Origin of the sequence: Microcoleus sp. PH2017_28_MFU_U_A (assembly GCF_020738035.1) — a bacterium.
In the GTDB taxonomy this organism is placed as follows: Bacteria; Cyanobacteriota; Cyanobacteriia; order Cyanobacteriales; family Microcoleaceae; genus Microcoleus.
Map to the genome: position 1 here is coordinate 16,589 of NZ_JAEQCX010000082.1, position 24,560 is coordinate 41,148.

Here is a 24,560-nt window from a genome sequence, read left to right on the forward strand (position 1 = left end):
TCTAGAATTCTATATCCACGGGGGCGATTCGGATGACTCAATTGTGCGGGGACTGTCGGTAAAAGCCGGAATTTAGCAGCGGTTAGTCGATTTCAGATTTTAGATTTTAGATTTTAGATTTTAGATTTTAGATTTACTTGCAGTCTGTCGATTTACTCCAGACATGAATCTGGGGGCTTGAACTTTGGTTTAAAATTTTGGCATCTCCCCGACTTTTGTGCCCAAGCAAGTATCCGTTTTCGATCGAGGTTAATTCTTGAAAGTTGTTCTGATCGTTTTGGCCCTCACCTCCGGATTGTGGGTTGCAATCGAAGTGCTGCTGCGCGTGCTGCTGGGTTTTGGCAATCCCTTGATTTACATTGCCGATGCCGAGTGCGGCTATTTGTTGGCGCCCAACCAGAGGGTGCGCCGCTTGGGCAACCGGATCGAGATTAACGAGTATTCGATGCGTACTGGATCGATCGCCCCAACTCCCACTCCCGAAACTCTGCGTATCTTGCTGTTGGGTGATTCTGTCGCCAACGGCGGTTGGTGGACAGATCAGACAGATACCATCTCGGAAATTATGGCTCGGCAGTTGAGCCTGCAAGTACAGAATCTGACGAGCGATTCACAATCAGGTGCAAAAGTCAACTATTCGGATGTTGAAGTTCTCAACGCTTCAGCCAATTCTTGGGGGCCGAGGAATCAACTTGCTTATGCGAAGCGGTTTGGTGTTTTTGGAGCAAAGGTTTTGGTTTTGCTGCTGAATACGGACGATTTGTTTGCATCGGCTCCCTGTGCTGAAGTTGTGGGGCGCGATCGATCTTATCCCGATCGCCAACCTCGATCGGCGACACTAGAGTTATTGAGCCGCTACCTGCTACCAAAAGTGCCGGCTCGCCAATTAGCACCACCAGCAGCCGAAAGCGATGTAGTCGGCTGCAACTTAGAAGCTATTCACCAAATCCAGAAAATAGCAGTATCGGCCAACGTCAAGTTTTTGCTAGCCCTGACGCCGAAGCGGGGCGAATTCGGCGACTCTGGCTCTCGCGACTGGGAAATCAAGGCTAGAGAGCGTCTCGCCGAACTCGTCGAACGTGAGAAAATTACTTACATAGATTTTCTTCCCATTTTCAATTGTGCAGCCAATTGTGCGGCTCAAATTTCAACTTTGTATAGAGACAGCATTCACCTCAGTCCTCAAGGAAATCAGTTAGTTAGCAAAACCATCAGCCGTCAAATAGTCGCTGTTTTTTTACCTAAATTGTAATTTGAGTCAAAAACAGATACTTGCCATACTTAGATTGTAGAGAACCCAAAATTTCAATTTTAGTTCAAGCCCTCAGATTCATCTTTGGAGTCAATTCTTTCATCTCAAATCTCAGATTTCAAATCGACTGTTGAATCCCCCTATAGAGGATAGGAGTCAATCTCAAATTGAAAATTGAAAATCTCAAATCGACTGTTTAAGCCCTCAGATTCAATACTGCAAGTCAATCTCAAATTGAAAATCTCAAATCGACTCACATCGAATCCGGTTGCGCCCGAACAGTTACCCTTTTCAACGAACAACCAACCCAAACTGTAGAAGCACCCGGAAACGACACAATTTTTGTCGATTTAGCTAACTTGCAAAGTAGACTCTAGCTCTTTGGGATACCAAGCTTGACCGTCGAGAGCCATTTGCTCGATCGAACTTGCAAGCCGAAGAGCTTTGAGAGCTTGTTCTCCTCCGACAGAAGGCTGATTGCCACCCCGCACGCAATTAATAAAATGCTCCAATTCTGCATGGAGCGGTTCAATATTGCTGGTGTAGACTTTCTCGATCAACCCATCTTGACGGTAAAGCACCTGACCGTAATCCGTCACGTAATTGGCGGTTGTTTGTCGGTGAATCAAGATTTCGTTGTTGAGAAAATCTGCCTCTGTCAAAGAATTTTTGCAGTGAGCGGCGATTGAACGGAGTTTGCGATGCGTCACCTTGCTGGCAGTCAGAGTGGCGACTATGCCGTTAGCAAAGTTCAGCGTCGCTGTTACGTAGTCTAAATAACCTGAATCTGAGGCCCTGCTGCCGCTGGCCGTCAGCTTCACCACTGAAGAATCTGCCAATTCCAAGAGCAAGTCGATGTCATGGATCATTAAATCCAAAACTACCGATACGTCGTTGGCCCGATCGGAATAGGGACTCATCCGATGAGCTTCCAATGCCAGTAATTCTTCAGTTTTCAGCACTTTGCCGAGTTCCTGAAAAGCTGGATTGAAGCGCTCGATGTGACCCACTTGTAAAATCCGGTGGGCTTCAGCAGCCGCATTGACCAAAGATTCGGCTTCAGCAATGCTAGCCGCGATCGGCTTTTCAATTAAAACGTGAACCCCTGCTTGGAGACAAGACATCCCCACAGGGTGGTGCAGGCGAGTTGGAACGGCGACGCAAACTGCGTCTACGTGGGCAAGCAAATCCCGGTAGTCTTCAAAGAAGCGAACCCGGTATTTGCTTGCTACATCAATTCCCCGCTCTACATTTATATCTGCAACACCCACGAGTTCGATATCTTTGAGCAAGCTCAGAACTCGCGTGTGGTGCTGACCCATATTGCCAACTCCAATAACCCCAATGCGGAGGGGTTCGAGTTGACTTCGCTGACCGAAAACATTTCCGTATCCCAATGACATCCTATCTAGCACTCCTGGATTCTCCTCCACCACAGGAATCAAGCCCGTTGGCTTCCCGATCGACTCACAGCCATCCAGATAGTACCACAGTCAAACTATTTGTAAACTACCCCACGACCTTAAGCCGGGGGCTTTCTGTAGCCCTGATGCAGTCTGCAAGGTTGCAAGACAACACCGAACCTCCGAGCATGTTTACGGATGCTCCAACGATTGAAATCACCTTTGAACCATTCTCATCAGCATCACAATGATTGCCACAGTGTCCACACTTAAACACTTTGCCACTTCGATAAGACTTGCCTTTTATCGGATGAATGTGCAAGCACTTGTGGCAAGTTTGACTGGTGTAGGCAGGATTGACAGCCACCACTTCCACCCCGTATTTCACGGCTTTGTAGCTCAGAAACCATCGCAGTTGAAAGAATGCCCAAATGTTAGAGCGTCTACGTTCCGTCTTGCTTCGAGGTTGCTGATTGGTGCGTTCTCTAATTCCTGTCAGATCTTCAATCGCAATGATGGCATTGTGTTGAAGTGCAGACAGCACAATCAATTTGCTGATGTTATGGTTTAGCCAAGTTTGATAGCGACGTTCACGTCCCGACAGCCGTTGCAAAATCTGTCTTGCCCTGCGGCGAGTAGATCTTGTGCCTTTCGAGGCTTTTTGTTGGAGCGATGCTCTGACTCTGGCAAATTTGTCTCTAACGTCCGTTATCTGCTTTCCATCCCACTGATCGCCAAGGCTGGTAACTGCAATATCTCTGCGACCGAGATCTACGCCAATCACTCGTTTGGATGGGATTGGATCGGTCGCCTCAGACTTAATCTGGATGTTGACGTAGTAGCTTCCATCCTGACGCTTGCACAAGGTCGCACTGCTAGGATTCGCTCCCTTAAGCAGTCCAACCTGGTAATTACCAATGGCAAGTTTGAAGCGTTCCCGACCGCCCACCAACGTCAGGCTAACCGTCCAATCCTTCTCTCTAAAAGCAAAGATTCGAGCGTCATAGTCAACGCTAGTTGGCTTAAATGCTCGGACGGGATTGCCTTTTTGTTTGGCGGTTTTACGGTTGCTAGAGACACGGGCGATTGCCCGAATCGCTAAGTTGGCAGACAGCCCAAATTGCTCCCTCACCTGCTCATAAACCAAGCCTTGAATGCGGGGTTTATTTGTCAGCTTAGGGTCAACAGTTTGATTGATGTAGGTGCAAGCATCAGAAAACGCCTGAAGCGTTGCCTCCAACTTAGGGGCAACTTCGGGAGAGACTTCAATCTTGCAAGCTACTGTCAAAACTTGTTCCATACCGCTAATTATATCACATATGACTAAAGATAGCTCAAGGCGGCGGTCGGCGCAGCAGCGTTCCTCTCCAAGTCGGTAGCCAGGGGCTTCCCGCCGGTTTTTCGGTGAAGAATTTCTAAGACAGGTGAAGAAGAAACAGGGAAGAAGGCAGGCGACAGAAGCCAGAAGGCAGACGGCCAAAGGCAGTAGGAACCCGATCCCTTTTCAGGGAATGGCGTATTGACAAAATCGCTAAGATATGAAATTGAATCTGTGAAGCCTAGTTATCCCGATCGTGAATCGCCCGACACATCGCCACAATACAAACCGATCGGCATATTTTTCCAGGACGATCGAACATTTCTCTTGTTTGGGCAAAAAATTCCCAGTCAACAAGTAACAAATAATACAAATTTCGGAAAAATGCCATCCGTAGTAATTCGATATTTAGATTGGGCAATCTTTGAATTGAAAAGAATTTATGTTAAGAATGGGCATACTTACTGGCGATCGCTGTCAGCAACAAACTAAACTTAAGTAAAATCTGATGAGGCCGACTATGAATCAAAAACAAAGGCAGAGATTAGGAAGTGCGATCGCCAGCACAATTTTAAGTTTGGCAGCCGTCTCATTGGTAGGAGTTGACAAAGCACAAGCAGCCGTCCTCACCTACAATTTTCAAGTGGCCGGATCGAGCGGTTTTTTTAAATTGAGCAACTCCTCGCTTACAGGCGGAGAAACTGAACAAATAGCAGTTTCTGAGGGACAATTTAATGGTTTTACAGCTCCCTCTGGCAGGGGCCTATATGAAGAAAAGCCACCTCAAAAATACCACGATTTAGCAGGGGCAAAAGCTGAGTTCAAGGGTGGGGAATTTCAGGGACTGATAGCAAGCGGTGGCGACTACTCGATTTCAGAAACTAACATTCCGGATGCAGAAGGAGGGCCTGTTTATACTAGATATGAGGGCTCGGCAGTTTGGCGTATGTATCCTGCTATGGGCAATGGGAAACCTTTGTTTTGGGGATACAGTAGTATCCTAATTACATACTTAAGTGGCGGTCAATTAAGACAAATAATAGACCGAGGTGCGGGTCAACAGCTTAACTACGTGCCTATGTCTTACACCCTAGTGGATACGGCAGCCGAACCGGTTCCCGAACCCTTAACATTTGCGGGTACAGCTTTAGCACTGGCTGGTTTGAGTTGGTTTAAATCCCAGAAAAAAAGGGCGGTATGATGGGTGCGATCGCTCTTAACAACAAACAGTGAAGGGCGGTTTTAAGAAGAAAAATCAGACCAACAATCACAGAAAATCACGCCAATTTAATGTAGCGAAGAGGCAAATTATGAATCGGAAACAACGGCAGAGATTCGGAAGTGCGATCGCCAGCACAATTCTAGGTTTTGCAGCGGTGTCAGTGGCAGCAGTTGAGAAAGCACAAGCAGCCGTCCTTACCTACAATTTTCAAGTGGAAAAGGGTGGAGGTAGTGGTTTTTTTAAGTTTAGTGATTCCTCACTGACAGGAATAGGATCTGAAAAAATTGCAGTGGGTGAGGGAAGATTTAACACCCCTATCAGGGTCTATAAAAATGACTATGATTTAGCAGGGGCTATAGCTTTATTTAATCAAGGGAATTTTCGCGGACTGCAAGCATCGGGTGTGGAGTATGCGACGAGAGAAGAGGCACGAGGAGGGACTGATTACATCAAGTTTGAGAGCAGGGCAACCTGGTATATGGGTACCGAGGAGGCGATCAGTACGTGGGCATCTTATTTCTGGGGGTATGGTGAGACAATAGTTAGCAACAGGCAGGGTTATTTGGGCAGAGGTCGTACAATTATCAGCAGTGCGCGGGTTTCTTACTCCCTAGTGGATACCGCAGCCGAACCAGTTCCCGAACCGATAACATTTGCAGGGACAGGTTTAGCACTGGCAGGTTTAAGCTGGTTGAAACACAAGAAAAAAATGGCAGCTTGACGCGCGCGACTGTTAACAATTAAGCTCTCAGCAATCATTTTTCGGAAAATATTCGAGTTGCAAAATTTTGCGATCGATTGGGAGACAAAGCCCGGGCTTTCAAAATTGCGGCTACTAAAAACGCATAGGACAAAACTCCGACTAATGCTAGCAAAAGTACGCTGACTGCACCTGACGCATTCCACAAGGCGTGAAGTGCGGAAGCGCTGAAATAACCTACGCCTAAAATTTGCCAGCGCTTCGTGGGTTTGAGGGCGCTCAAACCGATAAAATATCCCAAATAGCCGCTGTAAGCCATGTGTCCGGCGGCGGAACCCAAAATTCGGGGAATGAGCAATTGCAATCCTACTAATTGTCCGGCTTCGGGCCCTGCTTGCAGGGTGACATTTTGGATGATATGGGGGACGTACTGTCCCAGGGTTTCTAGTAGTGTAAAGCTGACTGCTGAGGCACTTCCTAATAAAATTCCGTCTAAAGGTTCCCAAACGCCGATGCGATCGCGCCACGGATTTTTTAGCAAATTGCCCAGAATCAAAGCTCCCAAAACGGGCAAGGCTTTCAGCAATTCTTCCATCAGACCCGCCCCGAAGAACATTCTGATTAAAAAAGGCAAAAAACTGATTTCTTCGCCTTCTGCTGGCAAGCGACCGGGCAAAATTTCTCTAAATACTAAGATAAATCCAATCAATAAGGGGCTGAGCAATATCAGAACTGTAGCTAAAGCGGTACCAAGCAATACCCACCACGGCTTGTGTTTGCCGCACAGTTGATAGATAAAGTAGTAAGCTGCACCGGCGAGGTAGGCTGACAGCAGAAAGTTGAATGCTGGGGGATTTCCGACGGCCACAAACAGCGACACGACAAAGATAACTGTGGCAATACCTGGATATAAATAGGCTTTTTGACTTAATTGTTTGCCTGTGGAGGCGATCGGTATGCCTCTAATCATTAATTTATTGGACAAGACTGGACAATGCGTACATGGCGATCCATAATACTAATATGGCAAAGTACGTGAAACCAAATGAAGCAGCTAACACTTTGGGAGTTTGCCTCCGAACCCTCAGACGATGGGAAGCAGAAGGTAAAATCAACACAATCAAAACACCGTCAGGTCAAAGACGGTACGACATCGAAAAGTTCATCAAAAAAGAATCAGAACCAGAGGGAGGACGCGCCACTGTTATCTATGCTCGCGTCTCTACCCGACCTCAAAAAGCAGACCTCGATCGACAAGTTGAACGATTATCAGCGCTCTACCCAGGCGCTGAAATTGTTAAGGAAGTGGGAGGAGGACTCAATCTTAGGCGGAAAGGACTCATCACCCTTTTGGGACGAGTTCTGCGAGGTGATATCGCAATTATTGTGGTTGCCCACAAAGACCGACTTGCAAGATTCGGATTTGACATTATCGAATGGCTTTGTGAGCAATTTGACTGCAAAATCGTGGTTCTCAACCAAATCAGTCTCTCTCCACACGCCGAACTCGTTCAAGATATCGTCGCAATCCTCCACAGCTTTTCAAGCCGACTTTACTCCATTAGAAGGCTTGAAAACCAAATCAAGCAGGAGTTACAAGTCGAATCCAAGGCACAAGAAGGAGAAGAGATCGCCCAACAAAACACTTAAGATTCGAGTTTATCCTGAGTTAGCGCTGCACCAAAAATGGAAGTCTTGGCTATCAGCATCGCGTTACTGCTACAACAAGGCTATTGCAACCTTGAAAGCAGGCGAAAAAATAACCAGTGCTTATTCTTTGAGGGACTACGTGCTAGGACTAGACTTACCTGATTGGGTCAAGTCTGCACCGTCCCACCCAAAAGAAAATGCTATTTTTGACGCTTGGGATGCCTGGAAACAAGCCAAGTCCGTCAAAGGAGAAGCAAGTTTTAGGAGTTGTCGTCAACCATCGCAATCAATCAAATTCCACAGGGTTAACTTCAACGGCGAGACTTGGTTTCCATCCCTAGTCAAAGGACTTAGCTTGAGAACTACAGAGCCAATTCAAAAGACCGAGTTTGCGACCCAACTTATTAGAGACAAAAAGCGATGGTTCGCTTGTATCAAGCGTGATAGAAGAGGTGAGGACAAAGGAACTAGACAAGGTAATTGCACTTGACCCTGGCGTTAGAACCTTTTTAACTGGCTACGACGGTGACTCATTTCAAGAATTTGGCAAGGCAGACATTGGACGCATTCAAAGATTGTGTTCTCACCTTGACAAACTAATGGGACGTGCGTCAAAAGCTGGTAGAAAGCAGAAGCGCCGGATGCTAGAAGCTGCAAGCAAGTTGAGAATCAGGATTCGCGACTTGATTGACGAGTGTCACAAGCAGGTGGTTAATTACCTGACAAGTCAATACAAAGTCATCTTGCTGCCTACATTTGAAACATCACAAATGGTTGTTAAGTCAAAGCGCAAGTTACGCACCAAGACTGCTAGACAGATGCTCACTTGGGGGCATTATCGTTTTGAATGCCACCTCAAGCAATCAGCTAAAAAACGAGGTGTTGTTGTTATTGACGTTAACGAATCCTACACTAGCAAAACTTGCACCAAGTGCGGACACAAGCATTCAAAACTTGGTGGTTCAAAAACATTTAAATGCCCTAGCTGCGGTCACGAACATGACCGAGATTGGGGCGGCGCTCGAAACATTATGATTCGAGCTTTGAGGGACGGCTACGAGAGCTCTCTCTATCAATAGTGAGAGTATTGCTATCGCGTATGCCCTGTTTGTCCAGGGTTGTGCAGCGTAACACCGTCAGGGAATAATTGAGTTAAAGTGAGAGCGTCTTTTTCACTGACTGGAAAATTGCCCGTTTTTGTGGCTGGGTATGCGGGTTTAGTTTGGTTTGGGGTTGCGGGAGATTCAAATATGAATTCAGGGCCGTCAATACCGAGACTGATGCGATCGCCTGTTTCTAAAGTTTGGCAGCCTTCGAGCTTTTGGCCGTTGATATAAGTTCCGTTAGCGCTGTTGAGGTCGCAAATTTGCCATCTCGTCCAATTACCATGAGTTAAGGGACGGACTGCGGCATGGCGGCGGGAAACCATGCCGTGGGCGATCGACTCTAAAGCTATTTGACAATTGCGATCGCGCCCGATCGCCACTTCTCCATATTCAGAAAGTTGGTACTTGGACGCTAGCCCGGACGCAGCGCCTTTGGCGGGCACTTGTCGCAGAAATCCGATTTCATTAGTCATCAGTCAGTTGGCAGTTGGCAGTTGGCAGTTGGCAGTTGGCAGTTGGCAGTTATTAGTTATTAGTTATTTGTTATTAGTTATTTGTGATTGATGGTTGGGGAGCAGTTATTAGTTATTAGTAACAATCAATAACTCACCACTAACACCTAACAACTAGGAATCAATAACAAGTAATATAGGACAACTCACCAATAACAAATAACAAATAACAACTGACTACTGACTAATGACTGCTGACTAATGACTAATCATAAATTTGCTCTGGCATCCTGAACGGCTGCATAGAAAAATATGCCTGTGAGCGGTATGCTGAGGGCGAGGATGATGCCGGTAACTACGTTGCCGAGTTGAGCTTCTCCCGAAGACAGCTCAAAGATTGAGCCGACTGCGGCGATCGCAGTGATGCACGAAAGAGCTAACAATAAACCACTTTTTGGAGTTCCTGCCATCATACTGATTTTACTGCCTTTGGCGAAAATTTGTTCTTGACTAATTCTTCATTGAGTGCGAGCTTGTTTTCTACTCTATCTACAAACAGCACTCCGTTGAGGTGATCCATTTCGTGCTGAATTGCCCTCGACAATAAATCTGTCGCTTTCAGGGTTTGCGGGCGGCCAAATTCGTCGCGATATGACACTTCAATGACTTCTGGGCGTTTGACATCAAAATAGACTCCCGGAATGCTCAAACACCCTTCTTGCAAGATGCAGATATCGCCGCTGCTACTTTTGATGGTGGGGTTGATCAAAACCAATGGGGGTGTGGCGGGATTGTCGGGTTCGCAGTCGAGTACGATTACTTGTTTGTTAACTCCGACTTGGGGGGCTGCCAAACCGATGCCGTCGGCACTGTACATGGTTTGTAGCATTTCTCTGACTAGCTGCCGAATTTCTGCATCGATGCTGCTGACGCGCTTTGCTGGCTGCCGCAGGACGCGATCGCCTAAAGTGTGTATTGTTAGGGGCGGTTTTTCTAACTTTTTCTTTTCAACCAAAACCTGAACCGTCATAAAACCTCGCGAGATGTTTGGAAACCCCCAACGAAAGCGGTTGGGGGATTACATGGGAACCAATACTATTATTTTCAATATTAATCTAATTTTAAGTAGCTATGACTGGAAATGCACCAAACCAACGGCCGGTGATTTCTCTGGGGCTTTCGCCTGTTTTATTGGCGGTAGAGCTTGCGGGGGCGATCGCGATTTTAGTGTCGATTTTGCCGATCGTACAGTTTTGGGCGGTTTTGCCCGATCGTATTCCAATTCACTTCGGCTTGGGGGGGCAGCCTGATGCTTTGGGCGACAAGGTGATGATTTGGATGCTGCCAGCAGTGGCTGCTATTATTTTTGTGGTTTTAACTGCGGTATCGCGCTATCCGCATACTTTTAACTATCCGGTACGGATTACTCAGGAAAATGCGCGCCGACAATATCTCTTGGGGCGAGGCCTTTTGGTTTGGCTGAAGGCGGAGATTTGTTGGCTATTTGCTTTTATAGTGCGGCAGCAAATTATTGTGGCTTTGGGAAATGCTCAAAGGTTTAGTATAGAGTTGGTTTTCGGGATGACTTTTTTGATATTTGCGACGGTTGGGGTCTATTTGGGGAGGGCTTATTTAGCTCGCTAGCTGTAGGCAAAAACTTTCACATAAAAAGGTTTGTAGTGAGGACTTTAGTCCGCATTAAAGAAAGGACTAAAATCCTGACTACAAACTTTCACATAAAAAGGTTTGTAGTGAGGACTTTAGTCCGCATTAAAGAAAGGACTAAAGTCCTGACTACAAACTTTCACATAAAAAGGTTTGTAGTGAGGACTTTAGTCCGCATTAAAGAAAGGACTAAAGTCCTGACTACAAACCTTTTGACTAAGCCATTAGATATGTTTGCTGGTTGTTCATCGGCAATACTCGCAACCGTCTATTTTTCAAATCTGGTTCTAACCCTAGTTCTTCCATGGGAATCACGCCCAGCAAAACAGCAGCAACGCCTTCGGGCAATTCTAAACAATCAAATCTACCTTCTCTCCCTTCTACAATAATTTGAGCGCCTGCAAAAATTCGACCTTTTTTGATGCCAGCCGATGTTTCTACATCTCTTTCTCCTACTTGTCTTAAACCTAGTTGGCTAATAATGGGAGCTGGCAAGGAAAGTAGAGTTGCTCCGGTATCGACAACAACTTTGTCGAGTACCGCACAACGAACTTCCTCGGTAGAAATGAATCCCCGTTCTGCCATAACTAGATCGATACGATTCGTGACGGTGATTGTAGTGATTACTTGACCCATTTGTTTGCCTTGAAGATTGGGGAGTACCAGGGTCATATTATGTTACCTCTTTGAGTGTAATTACTGGATATTTCTATTGTAATGCTATCTAGAATCGTGCTTAGTTGGTTAAAATCGTTTTAGTGACCTGTTCAAGTTAGAATTTGCCTCAACGCATGACACCAGAACCCAACTCTCCTCAACCCAATCCTCCTAAGTCGAACGTGACTGTAGAAAGCCCTAACGGTGCAAGCCCTACTGTGCCGCCAGAATCAGCGACAATCGTTGCTACTGCTGAACCGGAAAAACCGCTACCGCCGCCTCCTCCAACTCGCAGGGTTTTATTGCCGCAGCAGCCCGCACAAACGACTGCTGAGATGACTGGTTCGGTGCTGACGCTGGCGGCGATCGCAGCGATGATTGTAGGACTGGCTAACGATAGCATTTGGATCGGCTTAATAGGCGCCGTCGGTGCGATCGGCATATCGCTGCGGATGATGTGGCCGAGTTGGGGCAAAATTTGGGTGCAGGTAATTCCGCCGACTTGGCGCACGCTGATCATCTCTTGCTTCGGGCTGTTAGCTGGGATTGTGGGCTTGCTGATGCTCAGCGGTACTAATACTGAACCGGGAAGCCGCAACATCCAAATCAACTGGGATGCTATCGGAGCTCTCGGCGAGTTAATTGGTGCTTTGGGTCAAATTTTGATCGCAATTTTGGGCGTTTACGTGGCTTGGCGCCAGTACGTGATCTCGAAGGATTTGACGATTCAGCAAAATCGCATTACCCAGCAGCAAACGATTGATGCTTATTTTCAAGGGGTTTCCGACTTAGCCCTTGACGAGCAAGGGTTTTTGGAAGATTGGCCGCAGGAAAGGGCGATCGCCGAAGGCCGCACCGCTGCAATTATGAGCAGTGTGGATGCTGAAGGTAAAGCGAAAATTCTGCGGTTTTTGTCGCAGTCGAGACTGATTACTCCTCTGAAGCGCGATCGGCTTTTAGGCCGCCCCATCCTTGACGGCGATGGTGGCTACGCTGAAGACAGAGATCACGGCCTCCGCGTCATCGATTTAAACGTCATGTTAGCTGGTGCTGACCTCGCTGGCACGGATTTACGGTGGACTGAGTTGAGCGAAGCCAACCTTGTCCGAGCCAATCTCAGCAAGTGCGATTTAGTGAAAGCAAACCTCTCGCGCGCTATTCTGTACGACGCCAATCTCGTTCGCGCCGACATGAGAGCCACCAAATTATTCTACGGCTCGGCAGAAATGGCATCTCCCCGCAGCCGCACGGAATTTGCCAACTATCAAACGGGTGAATATACCGGCGCTGTGGTTGAACGTGCTGATTTCACTGCTGTCAAGCGGCTGTCGGACGAGCAGCGCTATTACTGCTGCGCTTGGTGCGGCTCGAAGTCGCGAGAGACTATTCCCGGCGGCTGCGAAGGTATTCCCAATAAACTGGGACGCTAAAATTAGCAGTACCGCTGTACTTACGTATATATTTGGCGATCGATAGGCAGCCGACTATACTGTATTTAAAATCAACAGTCTGGCGCTGTTTTAGCGATGACAAATACTGATTTAGGGCTAGAAGTAAGTCCGCGTCAAGCAGGCACTAAAAGCAGAGATGGGTTAATTTTTGTAATTACTATGTGGTTGCTGAGCCGATCGGTAATTGCGATCGGGATGCAGCTAATTGCCCCCTTCCTGTACCATCACTCGCTGCTCTACCAGTCTCAGGACTCAACGCCTTTTGTGGCGGGCTTTATTCCCAAAAGTGGCTGGGAGTTGTTCTCCCATTGGGACGGCGAATGGTACACCAAAATCGCTACCCTAGGCTACTCCTACGCCGATGACGGAGAGCAACATTCTGTTGCCTTCTATCCGCTGTTTCCCTTGCTAATTCGGGGGCTGATGACCCTCGGAATGCGATCGGACGCAGCAGGGGTATTAATCAACTCTTTTGCATTTTTGGGCGCATTAGTGCTGATTTATTTTTGGGTAGAACAGCGATACGATACTGGTGTTGCCAAATGGACAACCGCTATGCTAGCTTGGTGTCCGTTCTCGCTATTTTGCACTGTCATGTATACAGAAGGATTGTTTCTGTTTCTGACAGCATCTGCTTTGCGATCTTTTGAGAGGGGCGAGTATATTTGGGCTGCTGTTTGGGGAGCTTTGACAACTGCTACTAGGGGGCCGGGAGTAGCACTGATACCTGCTTTTTTGCTGACAGCTTGGAGGGAAAAAAGACCTCCACTTGCTTATTTTGCAGGTTTGGCTAGCGCTCTTGGGATATTTTCATTTAGTATATATTGTGCTATTAGATTTGGAGATGCTTTAGCATTTGTTCATGTTCAAAAGGGATGGGTTCAGCCGAGTTGGTTCGAGGTATTGATTCAAGCTCTCAAATTGAAGGTATCTGCTATCAGTAGAATTGTGATGATTTTTGGCAGCGGCTATTTATTATGGTTTTTGCACAAAAGGCTTACCACTATTGTTTTGACTTACGGTTTTTGCTCTTTAGCACTGCTGCTTAATTCCGGAGCTTTGCGATCGGTAAACCGCTACGCTTACGGTATGCTGCCGCTTTCAATAGCTCTCGGCTTGTTGCTAGCAGCTAAGCCTCGTTGGGGTTACGGGTTGATGGGATTGTTTGGTATATTTCTGCTGTACGTTTCCGTCAGATTTGCAGGTTGGCTGTGGGTAGCTTAGGGGCGATAGTTGGCGAGCATCTCTTGAAAAAACTTAATTTACCAGAAATAATTGGTTGAAAGCCGGAACACGAGTGAGGGAGAAATGAAAATCAGACTATTCATTACTCCAATCCTCGGACTTAAGGGTAGAGGTCGCTCTCAAACTGTCAACTGTCAACTGTCAACTGTCAATCGCACAACATAGCGTAGCGATAGGTTGCTTCTACTTCCGGTATAGATTCGGCATAGCGATCGACCAAACTTTCCAGCCGTGAAGCTAAAATCTCAAACTCAGGGCTGCTATAGGTGACAATCCAGTCGCTCAAGGCGTGTTTTGGTATATTAGGCTTGGCTAACTGCTGTCCCAAAAAAGCATACAACCGCAAGCAAGGAGTCATCGCCGCTACTGTCAAACCGACACCGCTTCCCCAGGCAGTTGCTAATAAAAAATCCGTGTAGCGGCGGGTAGCAATTCCCGGTTTAGCCTCTTGCAAGTTTACACCCCATTTCGCTGCATATCCTTGATGCAAGCGAAGTTCTTCTAAAACGCCACTCCCGAGATTGTGGAGGATTTCAAATCCCTCCCAGTCGGGTGCTTTTGCCGCAGCGATACTGTAAGCGCGAGCAAATGCTCTCAGAAAAAATGCGTCTTGTGCAACATAATATGCAAAACTATTTTGGGGGAGGCTGCCGTCAGCAATGCCTCTGAGAAAGGGATGTTGCAGACAAGCTTCGCTTAAGTCTTGATTTGCTTGCCACAGATAGTTAGAACTTGTCATGAATTTTTTAATTTATCGGTGGTTATGATGGTAATTGTTATATGACTTACAGAAATCACTCGGTTTCTCGTAGAAATATTGGGGAAAGACAACGATGAATCTACTCACAAACCAGGTTTTTAGCCTCCGGGCCCTGAGTACCCTGTCTTAGAGTCCACCTCAAAATCTATGATAACAAATATATTTGGCTTGATTCCATTGGTGACTCTGGGCATTTTGTGGCTTATATTTCAGAAAATAGATAAGTGTTGGCGCAGTGCTATTTTGTCCGCAGCAATTGTTTGGGGAGTTATAGTTGCTTTATCTACTGAAATTTTGAGTTTATTTAGGTTGCTGACTTTTGAGTGGGTGTTTGGGCTGTGGTTGGTAGCAAATATTCTCGGCTTGATGGTTTATCTAAAATTTAAACCTGTCAAGCCAATTTTTGAGAAAAGTCAAGAGGAGAAATTTTCTAGTGTATTAGTCGGGTTGCTAGGCGGTGTATTTTTTATTTTTGCTGCGGTTGGTTTAGTTGCTGTAGTTGCACCGCCTAACAATTGGGATTCTATGACTTATCACATGAGTCGGGTTGCTCACTGGATGCAAAACCGCAGTGTCGAGCATTATCCCACTTCTTACGTGCCGCAGTTGTATCACCCGCCTGGGGCTGAGTTTGCGATTATGCACTTTCAGATTTTAACCGGGGGCGATCGCTTTGCTAATTTGGTACAGTGGTTGAGTATGGTGGGAAGTGCGATCGCAGTTTCTTTAATTGCTAAGCAACTGGGGGCAAATGGGCGGGGTCAAGTTTTTGCAGCAGTCTTTGCTGCGACTTTGCCGATGGGTATCCTTCAGGGTTCTAGCACTCAAAACGATTATGCTGTATGTTTCTGGGTAGTGTGTTTTGTTTCCTGCGGTTTAGCTGGACTCTCGGCAGGAATAACAGGGATTAATACTTTCAAAATCGGTGCGAGTTTGGGTCTGGCTCTCTTGACAAAAACGACAGCTTATATATTTTGTTTGCCTTTTATTATTTGGTTTTTTGTAGGAGGAATTCAAGGTTTTCGGGGGAAAATGCTGCAACCTATTTTGATAATAGCCGGTGTGACTTTTGTATTGAATGTCGGTCACTTTTGGCGAAATTACGATTTGTTCGGTTATGCGATCGGAGCGCCAGAAAGTTTTACAAAAGAATATAAAATAGAAGCAATTACTCTGCCAACTTTCCTGTCAAATGTCATTAGAAATTTAGGTATGCAAGCTGGTACGAGGATTTCCCGGATTAACGGTGCGATTGTCGGAGTGATTAACGTGCTGCACAGAATACTGGGCGTAGCGACAAACGACGCACGCATCACTTGGCCTCCCGGACAAGTATTTGCGATCGCCACACCCTCATTTAATGAAAATACAGCTACCAATCCCATTCACTTTGGGCTGATATTTGCCAGCATTACACTTATACTTAAAAATCCTATTTGGCAAAAAACAAAAATAGTGATAACTTATTTGATTGCTGTAATAATGACATTTTTACTTATCTGCTTCCTTCTGAAATTACAACCTTGGCACAGCCGCCATCACCTGTCAATATTTGTATTATTTTCGCCAATATTTGGATTGGTAGTATCGCAATTATCAAATCATAAAAACGCAAATTATCTGGTGGCAATTCTGATTTTAATGTCGCTACCGTGGGTTTTTCACAACAACTTTAGACCTCTCGTGGGAGATGGTAACATTTTTAATAGCAGCAGACACGATCTTTACTTTACAAGCCGCCCGAATATCGAGGTTGCTTACAATACAGCAGTAGATTTTGTTAAAGCTCAAAACTGCACGAATATAGGACTTTCTTTTTGGGCTAAAAATGCCTGGGAATATCCCTTGTGGGTGATGTTTCCAGAGCCGGGAAAACCAGCACCTCGCATTGAACATATTTCTACTATCGATCCTGTTGTCAAGCAAAAATTAAATTCCGAACCTTACAAAAGTTTTATCCCTTGTGCGATAATTTACCAGTCTACAAAAAATGACGGCAAACAAGGAAAAGAGATAGTCCTCAAAAATCAAACTTACGCACAAAAATGGTCGATGGAGCCGCTGAGCGTGTTTGTGAAAAAATAAAGTTTTGATTTATTTGATTTAACCGTTGACACCAGATTTTACAACACAAACTGAGATGAACAATATACCTAAGTATTCCTTGATAATTCCCATCTATAATGAAGAAGAAAATCTCCCAGAATTGTACCGACGAATTAGTGCTGTGATGGATCGAATGGACGGCGCTGTAGAATTAATTTTAATCAATGATGGCAGCCGCGATCGCTCTCTGGAAATTTTGCGAGAATTGCACGAACAAGACTCGCGAATTTGTTACCTCAGTTTGGCGCGCAATTTCGGTCACCAAATAGCTGTAACTGCTGGATTAAATTTTTCTAGCGGTCAAGTTGTAGTCATCATGGACGGCGATTTGCAAGACCCGCCAGAGCTAATTCTAGATATGGTAGAACAGTGGCGTCTCGGGTATCAAGTTGTTTACGCTCAGCGCACTCAACGCCGTCAAGAAGGTTGGTTTAAGCGGTTGCCTGCTTATATGTATTATCGCATTTTGCGGAATCTTGCTGATGTTGATATTCCCATAGATACGGGGGATTTTTGTTTGATGGATCGGTGTGTAGTGGATGTGCTCAATGCTATGCCAGAACGCAATCGCTACATTCGGGGACTGCGGGCTTGGATTGGTTTCAAACAAACTGCGGTTAAGTTTGAACGAGATCCGCGTTTTGCTGGCGATGTTAAGTATACCTTCAGCAAATCTTTTGCTTTGGCGATGAACGGTTTAGTCTCTTTTTCAAAGGTTCCTTTGCAACTGTCGATTTATTTGGGTTTATTTTCGGCTTTGGTGTCTGTTTTAATGGCTTTTCTGGTTTTGTACTGGCGTCTTTTCTCTCCGGGTGCGGCATTAAGTGGTTTGACAATTATAATTATGGCGGTTTTCTTTTTGGGTGCGGTGCAGTTGGTCAGTATTGGGATTTTGGGCCAGTATATTGGGCGGATTTATGAGGAGGTGAAGGGCAGGCCACTTTATACGCTGGCTGAAGTTGCTGGTTTTGCCGATCGCCAAAACAAACAAAAATCATCTTAGCAAACAACAGTTGACGAATCTTGCCTAAATCGTCTAATTTGTGTTATGAGTTAAACGATCGCGCCCCACGCAAATTTCCTGCACATCACAAATTTGCTGCCTGCTTAATTGATGCTTTTTTACCCGCTGCGACGCAGGCTACCACTAAACAAGCGCTGCCTAGGGCGATCGGCTTAACAGTTTCACCAAGCAAAATAGCGGATGCCAGAATAGTCAAAAATGGTTGCAATAGCTGAATTTGCCCTACCCTGGCAACTCCGCCAATGGCCATCCCCTCATACCAGGCAAAAAATGCTACAAATTGACTGACAAAACTCACATAGGCAAAACCCAACCACGCCGTCGGTGCAGCTATTAATCCTTGTTTTAAAACCACAAATATTGTAGGCAAAACCTCGAAGGGAGCGATAACTATCAATGCCCAACAGATAACTTGCCACCCACCTAAAGTTTTCGCTAATCGCCCACCTTCGGCATAACCAAAAGCAGCAGCAATGACTGATGCAAATAAAGCTAAATCTGCGGTTTGGAGTTGCCCTGCACCACTAATAATTCCAAAACAAACAACGGTTAAACTTCCGGCGATACTAGCAACCCAAAACCGAGAAGATGGCCGATCGCCCGATCGCAAAACTCCCCCTATTGCTGTTGTCAATGGCAAGATTCCCAATACTACAGCACCGTGGGCGGCAGGTACTCGCTGCATTGCCCAGGCTGATAATAGCGGAAATCCGACAACCACTCCCAATCCGACAACTAATAAACTCCACAATTGCCGTTTAGAGGGAATAGCCTGATGTGTTATTTTTAAAGTAACTGCTGCTAGTATAGCTGCTACTAATCCGCGTCCTAAGCCTACAAAAATAGGGTCTAAATCCTGCACTGCGGCTCTGGTTGCTGGAAGTGTTAAGCTGAATCCAACTACGCCTAGGAAACCGTAAATTAGCCCGATTGTTTCTCGATCGAATTGAAGATGTTTCCAGTGTAGTTTCATTTTTTACCTGTGAAGTAGACTTGTTTTTTTAACAAAGTGCAGAGGCGTAAGAAGAAATTAAAATCGGGAGCATCCCATTTTTGCTTTCAGATGGCGGACAGTTGCATCAGAATAGTATATTTGGATCGCAGCAGTGCGAGCGTCTCGCTCGCGAACCCTGCCACGAGCGAGACGCTCGCACTGTGTAAAAAACGCTTTTTACCAAATTGGGATGCTCCCTTAAAATCAGACTATTCATTACTCCAATACTCGGACTTAAGGGTAGATGTCGCTCTCAAACTGTCAACTGTCAACTGTCAACTGTCAACTGTCAACTGTCTTACCAGACTGCCAGAATCAGCGGCATATTGTTGAGAGCGGAGATGACAGCAAAGTTTTTGCTCGGTGGAAGCGATGATTTTTCTGGACTGTGCAAGATGATGTCCTGTTTGTCAAGTGTGATCCAAGCAATTCCTGACAAGACTTGAATTTCTTGATGATTTTGAGGCAACCTGTACACCTCGTTTTTCATGAGGATTATGCGATCTGGCGCTGCACATTCGGAATATCTTTGAAGCATAGCATCTCCTTGATAATTAACAATCAAAAAGTCACAAATTTTCCCTCAATATCCTAGGAACGGGTTAAATATAGCCTTTCTCAAAAAGATGAAGTATGACTGACAGCTTATATAACCGCTTAGACAAAGAGGGCTGAAGCCCAACAACATACCTCACCTATCTGAGAAGGGCTATAAGTTCCTTGAAAACTGCAAATTATCCCTAAGGTTGTGTTCCCACAACCAACTTGCTAGATGAGCAAGCGAACTCTTAAACTCGCACTCCTAAAAAACGATTTTTACAAAAGCATTTTGCTCTCAAATAGAAGTATTAATTCACTTTAATCAAAAAACTGGAATCTGTGAAGATACGGTTTGGGAAACTTTGATCGGTACAGTTGCTCAATCCACCAACTGTTTTGGTAAAATATCTGAAAACTGTACTGGGCCATTGGACAGAGTAATCGCTTATAGTGTGGCTATAGCGGTTTTCGGTTAGGACACGGCAGAGCGGTGTCTTGTATTTCATTGAATTGAAAATTGCGATCGCCCTGTAGTGTCACGAGCGAATATGTGCTGTGAAAATACCCCTAGACAGACAATCTCCCAAACCGATTTACTTGCAGATTCGCGATCGCCTCAGACGACTGATCCAGTCTGGGACATTACCACCTGGACAACGCTTGCCTTCAATTCGATCGCTAGCTAACACCTTGCAAGTGGCCCGATTGACAGTCATTGAAGCTTACAGCGTTTTAGAAGCAGATAGCTTGATTTATGCTCGCCAAGGCTCAGGATACTTTGTCAGCCATCAAACAGTGCCCACGCCGAGACTGGGAACGGCTTTTCCGTCGCTTCAAGATGCGATCGTCCCAGACAAAGATGGAGGCGGTTTTTGCGATCGCTTCTTGGCTTCAATTCAGGTACAATCGCAAACAGGAATTACTGACTTTAGCTCGGGTTTTCCCCGTCCTTGGGGATTGCAAGACTTGCAAAAAATCGCCAGACGAGCCGTCACCGAAGCCGGAGATACACTCTTCAGATACGGTTTTCCTGGGGGACAGCCGATTTTGCAGCAACAAATTGCTCAAATGTTGGTGCAACAAGGACTCGATATTGCTCCAGAACAATTGATTCTGACTAACGGATCTCAGCAGGGATTGTCTTTAGCGATGCGTCACTATGTCCAAGCTGGCGATCGGGTAATTGTAGAAGCACCAACTTATCACGGAGCACTTGCTATTTTAGAAGATATAGGAGCTAAAATTGTCGGCATTCCCATGACTGGAGAAGGGATGAATTTAGCTATCCTAGAATCTTGTCTCCAGACTCACCGCCCTAAATTAATTTACACGATCAGCACGCTGCACAATCCTACTGGGCTGACAACTTCTCAAACTCATCGCCAGCAGTTATTAGCATTAGCCAGTCAATATGAATGTGCCATTTTAGAAGATAACGCTTACGAAGGACTAAATTTTCAGCCTGTTCCTGCGCCTATCAAAGCCTTTGACCAGCAAAACCTGGTAACATATATTGGGACTTTCTCGAAAACTCTAATCCCAGGTCTGCGAGTTGGTTGGATTATCGTTCCAGATGTCAACTATCAGGCGATTATGAGACAAAAATTATTGCACGATTTTCACGTATCAACTATTTCTCAGGCTATAGTTAGTGAATATCTGGCTTCCGGTCATTACCGCCGACATTTGAATCAGATTCGGATGCAAAACTTGCAGAGTCGAAATGCCATGCTGCAAGCTTTGGAGCGTTACTTTCCCCAGGAAGCCAGTTGGACAGTCCCTGAAGGTGGATTGTTTTTATGGGTGCATTTACCGAATTGCCTGTCAGTGCAAAAAATTTGTCAAGAGGCTTTATCTCAGGGTATTTTGATTGCTTGCGGTACAGCATTTTTTCCCGATCGCAAAGGCTATCCAGCAATGCGATTGAATTTCTCTCTTTTGCCTGAAGAAATTGAACGGGGTATCGCTATTGTTGGTAAGTTACTCCAGCGACATATGATATCAAGCTTGAAAGCAGTATGAATGATATAGCGGTTCTCAAAAAAGTAAGGTACGTTGTTGGGCTTCAGCCCTCTTATATTTATTATATAGTAAGCGAGGTCGCATCAAAAACTCCATTTATAATCATACCTCATCTTTCTGAGAAAGGCTATATATCGCAATCCTTGTCGGATATATTAATCTCTCTCTCTTTCTTTTTTATGCTTCTCTTCGTCTGTCTAATCTGCGGTTAGTTCAAAACAAGAATACTTATGTTCAAACTCTACGAATATTCGCCCTCAGGCAATTGCTATAAAGTTCGCTTGCTCTTAACTCAGCTCAATATTCCCTTCGATCGCACAGAAATTAATATTCTCCAAAAAGAAAGTCGCACACCCGAATTTTTGGTCAAAAATCCCAATGGCCGCATTCCGGTTTTAGAGATTGTACCGGGTAAATTTCTCTTTGAATCGAATGCAATTATGTTTTACTTGAGCGAAGAAACTGAGTTTTTCCCCAGCGATAAATTTGAACGCGCTCAAGTCATGCAGTGGTTGTTTTTTGAACAGTACAGTCACGAACCTTTTATTGCAACTTCTCGTTTTTGGTATTTGACAGGGAAAGCTGAGGAATATCAAGCAGCACTGCAACAGAAACAAGCACCGGGTTATGCTGCTTTGGGGGTGATGGAACAGCATTTAGAAAAAAATGAGTTTTTTGTGGGCGATCGCTATTCTATTGCTGATATCGGTTTATTTGCTTACACTCACGTTGCTGCCGAAGGCGGATTTGATTTGACGGGGTTTCCGGCAATTCAAACTTGGATAGAGCGAATCAAGAATCAGCCTCGATATATTAGCATTACAGATTAAGATTGCAGTTGGCTGCATTCTGGCATTACAATGTAAGTATAATGCCATAAAGTCTCCTATGAATCGACGCTTATTTTTGCTTTGTAGTATTTAAATAAAGAAGTAAAATTGTGAATACTATCATTGATCGTATTATATTAATCCAATATATTGTCCAATAAAAGCATAAAACTATCGTCGCAATCAAGAATTTTGTTGTATAATTTAAACAGATTGCCGGACTTTATATTGAAGGATATAATAATTGAAACCGAGAATCTTTACGCAAGGTTTTCGGGTGTAATTAATCGGGTTTAACACGAGACAAAAAATAAATAATTGTGAATGAAGACAAGAATTTTAGGATTAGACCCCGGCTTGGCAAATCTCGGTTACGGCGCGATTAGTTGTCATATTATCCCCGGTAAACAAGACGAAAATAGCGTTTCCCTGATTGATTGTGGCGTGATTAAAACAACGCCTAAGCAGGAAATGGGACAGCGCCTAAAAACAATTTATGAAGATTTGCACACGGTAATTGATGAGGTAAAACCAGATTTAGCAATTGCCGAAAAACTGTTTTTTTACAAAATGGGAAATACCATACTTGTAGCCCAAGCACGGGGCGTTTTGACGCTAGTATTGGCTCAGTGCGGAGTGCCGCTGTTTGAGTTTACGCCTGCTCAAATTAAGCAAGCTTTGACTGGCCGCGGCAATGCTGATAAATCGGAAGTGCAAGAGGCCGTGGCGCGGGAGTTGGAGTTGGGTTATATTCCGAAACCTGATGATGCGGCAGATGCTTTGGCGGTGGCTTTGACTGGTTGGTACGATGATGATATTTGTCCGAAAAAAATACCCTTGGAAACTGGAAAAATTTGATTTAAGAGCTTGCAAAGCAATACAATCCCAGGTATGCTAGGAAGGTAGGAAATAACAAATCTGACATGAAGAGAATTCGTCTAAATAGAGTTCTGTTGCTTCTTTCAGATTGGCGATCGCTTCTTCAATAGTTTCACCCGGGCTAGCTGTTCCCACTTCAGGGCATTCTGCCACATAAATATCTTTTCCCCAATAAACGATTGTTGTAAAGATACATTGTTGTAAAGATACGAGGCATATTTTTTACGATGCTTACTTAGTTTTCACTCTAATCATTATTTTGGCAAATCGGGCGATCGCCCTTTTCCTTCCCAAAGTGCGATCGCTCTTTTTTTGAGTATTCCTAACTATGTCGATCCAACACCATAGGCGATTTTTACGGCTTTGACAATCTTTGATGATATCGGGTATATTGCCACTATGTCTGATTTGACATTTAATCTAAAATAACCTAAACTATAGATAGTAGATTCAGAAAGTAAACCCATTGTCTGGCTTAGTGGTGAAGTAAAAACACCCCCCTTTTCTACTGATGCGCGTATTCAAGCTGGATTTCTGCTCCGAAAGCTACAGGATGGCGAAAACCTATCCATGCCATTATCTCGTCCTATGCCAAGCATCGGAGAGCGTTGTCACGAGCTGCGTATAAGCGATTCAGAGACAAGCAAGGATTGGCGCATCATTTATCGAATTGATGTAGATGCTATTATTCTCTTAGATGTATTTAACAAAACCACAAATAAAACACCGAAATTTATAATAGAAAAATGTAAAAAACGATTGAAACAATATGACTGAAACAATACGACCTAATTTGAATTGATATCGGGAAGGTATTTTTATGGATCGAGCTAAACGCCAACGCTTAGAAGCAGCCGGATGGACTATTGGCACTGTAGAGGAATTTCTCGGACTTTCGCCAGAAGAAACAGCATTCATCGAAATGAAACTTGCACTTAGTAAAGCCATCAAGCAAAACCGGATTAGCCAACAGATGACGCAGCACGAGCTTGCCCAAAGAATTAAGTCTAGCCAGTCAAGGGTTGCTAAAATGGAATCTGGCGATCCTTCCGCTTCCCTCGATCTTCTTGTTCGCACTTTGCTCACCTTTGGTGCTACACGTCAAGACATTGCTGAGGTAATCCTTAACAGTGCTTCCTCACAGATATCTCCTCTTAACTGAGTTAGCATTCAAGTTCGATCGCCCTTTCTTTAACTTCATCCGCAAGAGCGATCGCCCTTTCTTGAGTTACACGATGAAGGACACGGCAGTGCCGTTTCCCTACGAATATCTGTTATTTTAGG

The 24,560-nt window shown here is 45.0% G+C and carries 28 protein-coding genes; 17 read left to right on the forward strand and 11 right to left on the reverse strand.

Going from position 1 to position 24,560, the window contains the following annotated elements; all coding sequences use genetic code 11:
• Positions 1–256 precede the first annotated feature (256 nt).
• Positions 257–1,252, forward strand: a complete 996-nt coding sequence (locus tag JGK14_RS20540) for an SGNH/GDSL hydrolase family protein (RefSeq protein WP_325315418.1) — start codon at positions 257–259, stop codon at positions 1,250–1,252.
• 350 nt (positions 1,253–1,602) lie between these two features.
• Here JGK14_RS20540 and JGK14_RS20545 read toward each other — a convergent pair whose 3' ends face one another.
• On the reverse strand, positions 1,603–2,655 hold the full coding sequence (locus tag JGK14_RS20545) for a Gfo/Idh/MocA family protein (protein WP_293185321.1): 1,053 nt from the start codon (positions 2,653–2,655) through the stop codon (positions 1,603–1,605).
• Positions 2,656–2,761: 106 nt separating this feature from the next.
• Entirely contained in the window at positions 2,762–3,955 is a 1,194-nt protein-coding gene (locus tag JGK14_RS20550) for an RNA-guided endonuclease InsQ/TnpB family protein (RefSeq protein ID WP_293185302.1), read from the reverse strand.
• Between the two features lie 219 nt (positions 3,956–4,174).
• On the opposite strand from JGK14_RS20550, the gene JGK14_RS20555 reads away from it, so the two are divergent.
• The 3 genes from JGK14_RS20555 (at position 4,175) to JGK14_RS20565 (ending at position 5,916) form a co-directional block, all read left to right on the forward strand.
• Positions 4,175–4,465 (forward strand): hypothetical protein, encoded by a 291-nt coding sequence (locus JGK14_RS20555; protein ID WP_293192654.1) that lies wholly within the window; start codon positions 4,175–4,177, stop codon positions 4,463–4,465.
• Between the two features lie 28 nt (positions 4,466–4,493).
• Positions 4,494–5,174: a PEP-CTERM sorting domain-containing protein gene (locus JGK14_RS20560; protein ID WP_293192657.1), complete on the forward strand. Its 681-nt coding sequence runs from the start codon at positions 4,494–4,496 to the stop codon at positions 5,172–5,174.
• A 109-nt stretch (positions 5,175–5,283) separates the two neighbouring features.
• Positions 5,284–5,916, forward strand: coding sequence for a PEP-CTERM sorting domain-containing protein (locus JGK14_RS20565; RefSeq protein WP_293192659.1), 633 nt, complete (start codon positions 5,284–5,286; stop codon positions 5,914–5,916).
• 34 nt (positions 5,917–5,950) lie between these two features.
• On the opposite strand, the gene JGK14_RS20570 is transcribed toward JGK14_RS20565, so the two are convergent.
• Positions 5,951–6,865 (reverse strand): PrsW family intramembrane metalloprotease, encoded by a 915-nt coding sequence (locus tag JGK14_RS20570; RefSeq protein ID WP_442921468.1) that lies wholly within the window; start codon positions 6,863–6,865, stop codon positions 5,951–5,953.
• 53 nt (positions 6,866–6,918) lie between these two features.
• Between JGK14_RS20570 and JGK14_RS20575 the strand changes: the two genes are divergently transcribed.
• Together JGK14_RS20575 and JGK14_RS20580 are read left to right on the forward strand one after the other, a co-directional pair.
• Positions 6,919–7,545, forward strand: coding sequence for an IS607 family transposase (locus JGK14_RS20575; protein ID WP_293221015.1), 627 nt, complete (start codon positions 6,919–6,921; stop codon positions 7,543–7,545).
• 452 nt (positions 7,546–7,997) lie between these two features.
• The gene (locus tag JGK14_RS20580; protein ID WP_325315419.1) at positions 7,998–8,624 is read left to right on the forward strand and encodes an RNA-guided endonuclease InsQ/TnpB family protein; all 627 of its coding nucleotides are present in this window, start codon (positions 7,998–8,000) and stop codon (positions 8,622–8,624) included.
• An 11-nt stretch (positions 8,625–8,635) separates the two neighbouring features.
• On the opposite strand, the gene JGK14_RS20585 is transcribed toward JGK14_RS20580, so the two are convergent.
• The 3 genes from JGK14_RS20585 to def all read right to left on the reverse strand — a co-directional run bounded on the left by JGK14_RS20585 (position 8,636) and on the right by def (position 10,133).
• Complete coding sequence (locus tag JGK14_RS20585; RefSeq protein ID WP_293198923.1) at positions 8,636–9,124, reverse strand: FHA domain-containing protein; 489 nt, start codon at positions 9,122–9,124, stop codon at positions 8,636–8,638.
• 248 nt (positions 9,125–9,372) lie between these two features.
• Positions 9,373–9,573 (reverse strand): hypothetical protein, encoded by a 201-nt coding sequence (locus JGK14_RS20590; protein WP_293187114.1) that lies wholly within the window; start codon positions 9,571–9,573, stop codon positions 9,373–9,375.
• Positions 9,573–10,133, reverse strand: coding sequence for a peptide deformylase (gene def / locus JGK14_RS20595; RefSeq protein WP_293198921.1), 561 nt, complete (start codon positions 10,131–10,133; stop codon positions 9,573–9,575). The genes JGK14_RS20590 and def overlap by 1 nt, the downstream gene beginning before the upstream one ends.
• A 101-nt stretch (positions 10,134–10,234) precedes the next feature.
• On the opposite strand from def, the gene JGK14_RS20600 reads away from it, so the two are divergent.
• A complete protein-coding gene (locus JGK14_RS20600; protein WP_293187111.1) occupies positions 10,235–10,747 on the forward strand; it encodes a DUF1648 domain-containing protein in 513 nt (170 codons plus the stop codon).
• 237 nt (positions 10,748–10,984) lie between these two features.
• Here JGK14_RS20600 and JGK14_RS20605 read toward each other — a convergent pair whose 3' ends face one another.
• Complete coding sequence (locus tag JGK14_RS20605) at positions 10,985–11,440, reverse strand: aspartyl protease (protein ID WP_293187110.1); 456 nt, start codon at positions 11,438–11,440, stop codon at positions 10,985–10,987.
• Positions 11,441–11,559: 119 nt separating this feature from the next.
• On the opposite strand from JGK14_RS20605, the gene JGK14_RS20610 reads away from it, so the two are divergent.
• Together JGK14_RS20610 and JGK14_RS20615 are read left to right on the forward strand one after the other, a co-directional pair.
• Positions 11,560–12,855: a pentapeptide repeat-containing protein gene (locus JGK14_RS20610; RefSeq protein WP_293187109.1), complete on the forward strand. Its 1,296-nt coding sequence runs from the start codon at positions 11,560–11,562 to the stop codon at positions 12,853–12,855.
• A 96-nt stretch (positions 12,856–12,951) separates the two neighbouring features.
• The gene (locus JGK14_RS20615) at positions 12,952–14,100 is read left to right on the forward strand and encodes a mannosyltransferase family protein (RefSeq protein WP_293192663.1); all 1,149 of its coding nucleotides are present in this window, start codon (positions 12,952–12,954) and stop codon (positions 14,098–14,100) included.
• Positions 14,101–14,269: 169 nt separating this feature from the next.
• Here the strand turns inward: JGK14_RS20615 and JGK14_RS20620 are convergent, their stop codons facing one another.
• Positions 14,270–14,860 (reverse strand): TenA family protein, encoded by a 591-nt coding sequence (locus tag JGK14_RS20620; protein WP_325315420.1) that lies wholly within the window; start codon positions 14,858–14,860, stop codon positions 14,270–14,272.
• A 168-nt stretch (positions 14,861–15,028) separates the two neighbouring features.
• On the opposite strand from JGK14_RS20620, the gene JGK14_RS20625 reads away from it, so the two are divergent.
• Together JGK14_RS20625 and JGK14_RS20630 are read left to right on the forward strand one after the other, a co-directional pair.
• The gene (locus JGK14_RS20625; RefSeq protein WP_293186185.1) at positions 15,029–16,966 is read left to right on the forward strand and encodes a hypothetical protein; all 1,938 of its coding nucleotides are present in this window, start codon (positions 15,029–15,031) and stop codon (positions 16,964–16,966) included.
• Between the two features lie 55 nt (positions 16,967–17,021).
• A complete protein-coding gene (locus tag JGK14_RS20630; protein ID WP_293186186.1) occupies positions 17,022–17,990 on the forward strand; it encodes a glycosyltransferase family 2 protein in 969 nt (322 codons plus the stop codon).
• Between the two features lie 85 nt (positions 17,991–18,075).
• On the opposite strand, the gene JGK14_RS20635 is transcribed toward JGK14_RS20630, so the two are convergent.
• On the reverse strand, positions 18,076–18,984 hold the full coding sequence (locus JGK14_RS20635) for a DMT family transporter (protein ID WP_293208594.1): 909 nt from the start codon (positions 18,982–18,984) through the stop codon (positions 18,076–18,078).
• A 319-nt stretch (positions 18,985–19,303) separates the two neighbouring features.
• A complete protein-coding gene (locus JGK14_RS20640; RefSeq protein ID WP_293186188.1) occupies positions 19,304–19,543 on the reverse strand; it encodes a hypothetical protein in 240 nt (79 codons plus the stop codon).
• Positions 19,544–20,100: 557 nt separating this feature from the next.
• Between JGK14_RS20640 and JGK14_RS20645 the strand changes: the two genes are divergently transcribed.
• The 3 genes from JGK14_RS20645 (at position 20,101) to ruvC (ending at position 23,255) form a co-directional block, all read left to right on the forward strand.
• Positions 20,101–21,567: an aminotransferase-like domain-containing protein gene (locus tag JGK14_RS20645; RefSeq protein ID WP_293192669.1), complete on the forward strand. Its 1,467-nt coding sequence runs from the start codon at positions 20,101–20,103 to the stop codon at positions 21,565–21,567.
• A 230-nt stretch (positions 21,568–21,797) separates the two neighbouring features.
• A complete protein-coding gene (locus tag JGK14_RS20650) occupies positions 21,798–22,397 on the forward strand; it encodes a glutathione S-transferase family protein (protein WP_293198916.1) in 600 nt (199 codons plus the stop codon).
• 324 nt (positions 22,398–22,721) lie between these two features.
• On the forward strand, positions 22,722–23,255 hold the full coding sequence (ruvC, locus tag JGK14_RS20655) for a crossover junction endodeoxyribonuclease RuvC (RefSeq protein ID WP_293186193.1): 534 nt from the start codon (positions 22,722–22,724) through the stop codon (positions 23,253–23,255).
• 36 nt (positions 23,256–23,291) lie between these two features.
• On the opposite strand, the gene JGK14_RS20660 is transcribed toward ruvC, so the two are convergent.
• Positions 23,292–23,429 (reverse strand): type II toxin-antitoxin system HicB family antitoxin, encoded by a 138-nt coding sequence (locus JGK14_RS20660; RefSeq protein ID WP_293198915.1) that lies wholly within the window; start codon positions 23,427–23,429, stop codon positions 23,292–23,294.
• Positions 23,430–23,741: 312 nt separating this feature from the next.
• On the opposite strand from JGK14_RS20660, the gene JGK14_RS20665 reads away from it, so the two are divergent.
• The 3 genes from JGK14_RS20665 to JGK14_RS20675 are packed head-to-tail and all read left to right on the forward strand — an operon-like array spanning position 23,742 to position 24,559.
• Positions 23,742–24,053, forward strand: coding sequence for a type II toxin-antitoxin system RelE/ParE family toxin (locus JGK14_RS20665; RefSeq protein WP_325315425.1), 312 nt, complete (start codon positions 23,742–23,744; stop codon positions 24,051–24,053).
• A 43-nt stretch (positions 24,054–24,096) separates the two neighbouring features.
• Entirely contained in the window at positions 24,097–24,438 is a 342-nt protein-coding gene (locus JGK14_RS20670) for a helix-turn-helix transcriptional regulator (RefSeq protein WP_293198913.1), read from the forward strand.
• Positions 24,407–24,559, forward strand: a complete 153-nt coding sequence (locus tag JGK14_RS20675) for a hypothetical protein (RefSeq protein WP_293186203.1) — start codon at positions 24,407–24,409, stop codon at positions 24,557–24,559. The genes JGK14_RS20670 and JGK14_RS20675 overlap by 32 nt, the downstream gene beginning before the upstream one ends.
• The last annotated feature ends 1 nt before the right edge of the window (position 24,560 follow it).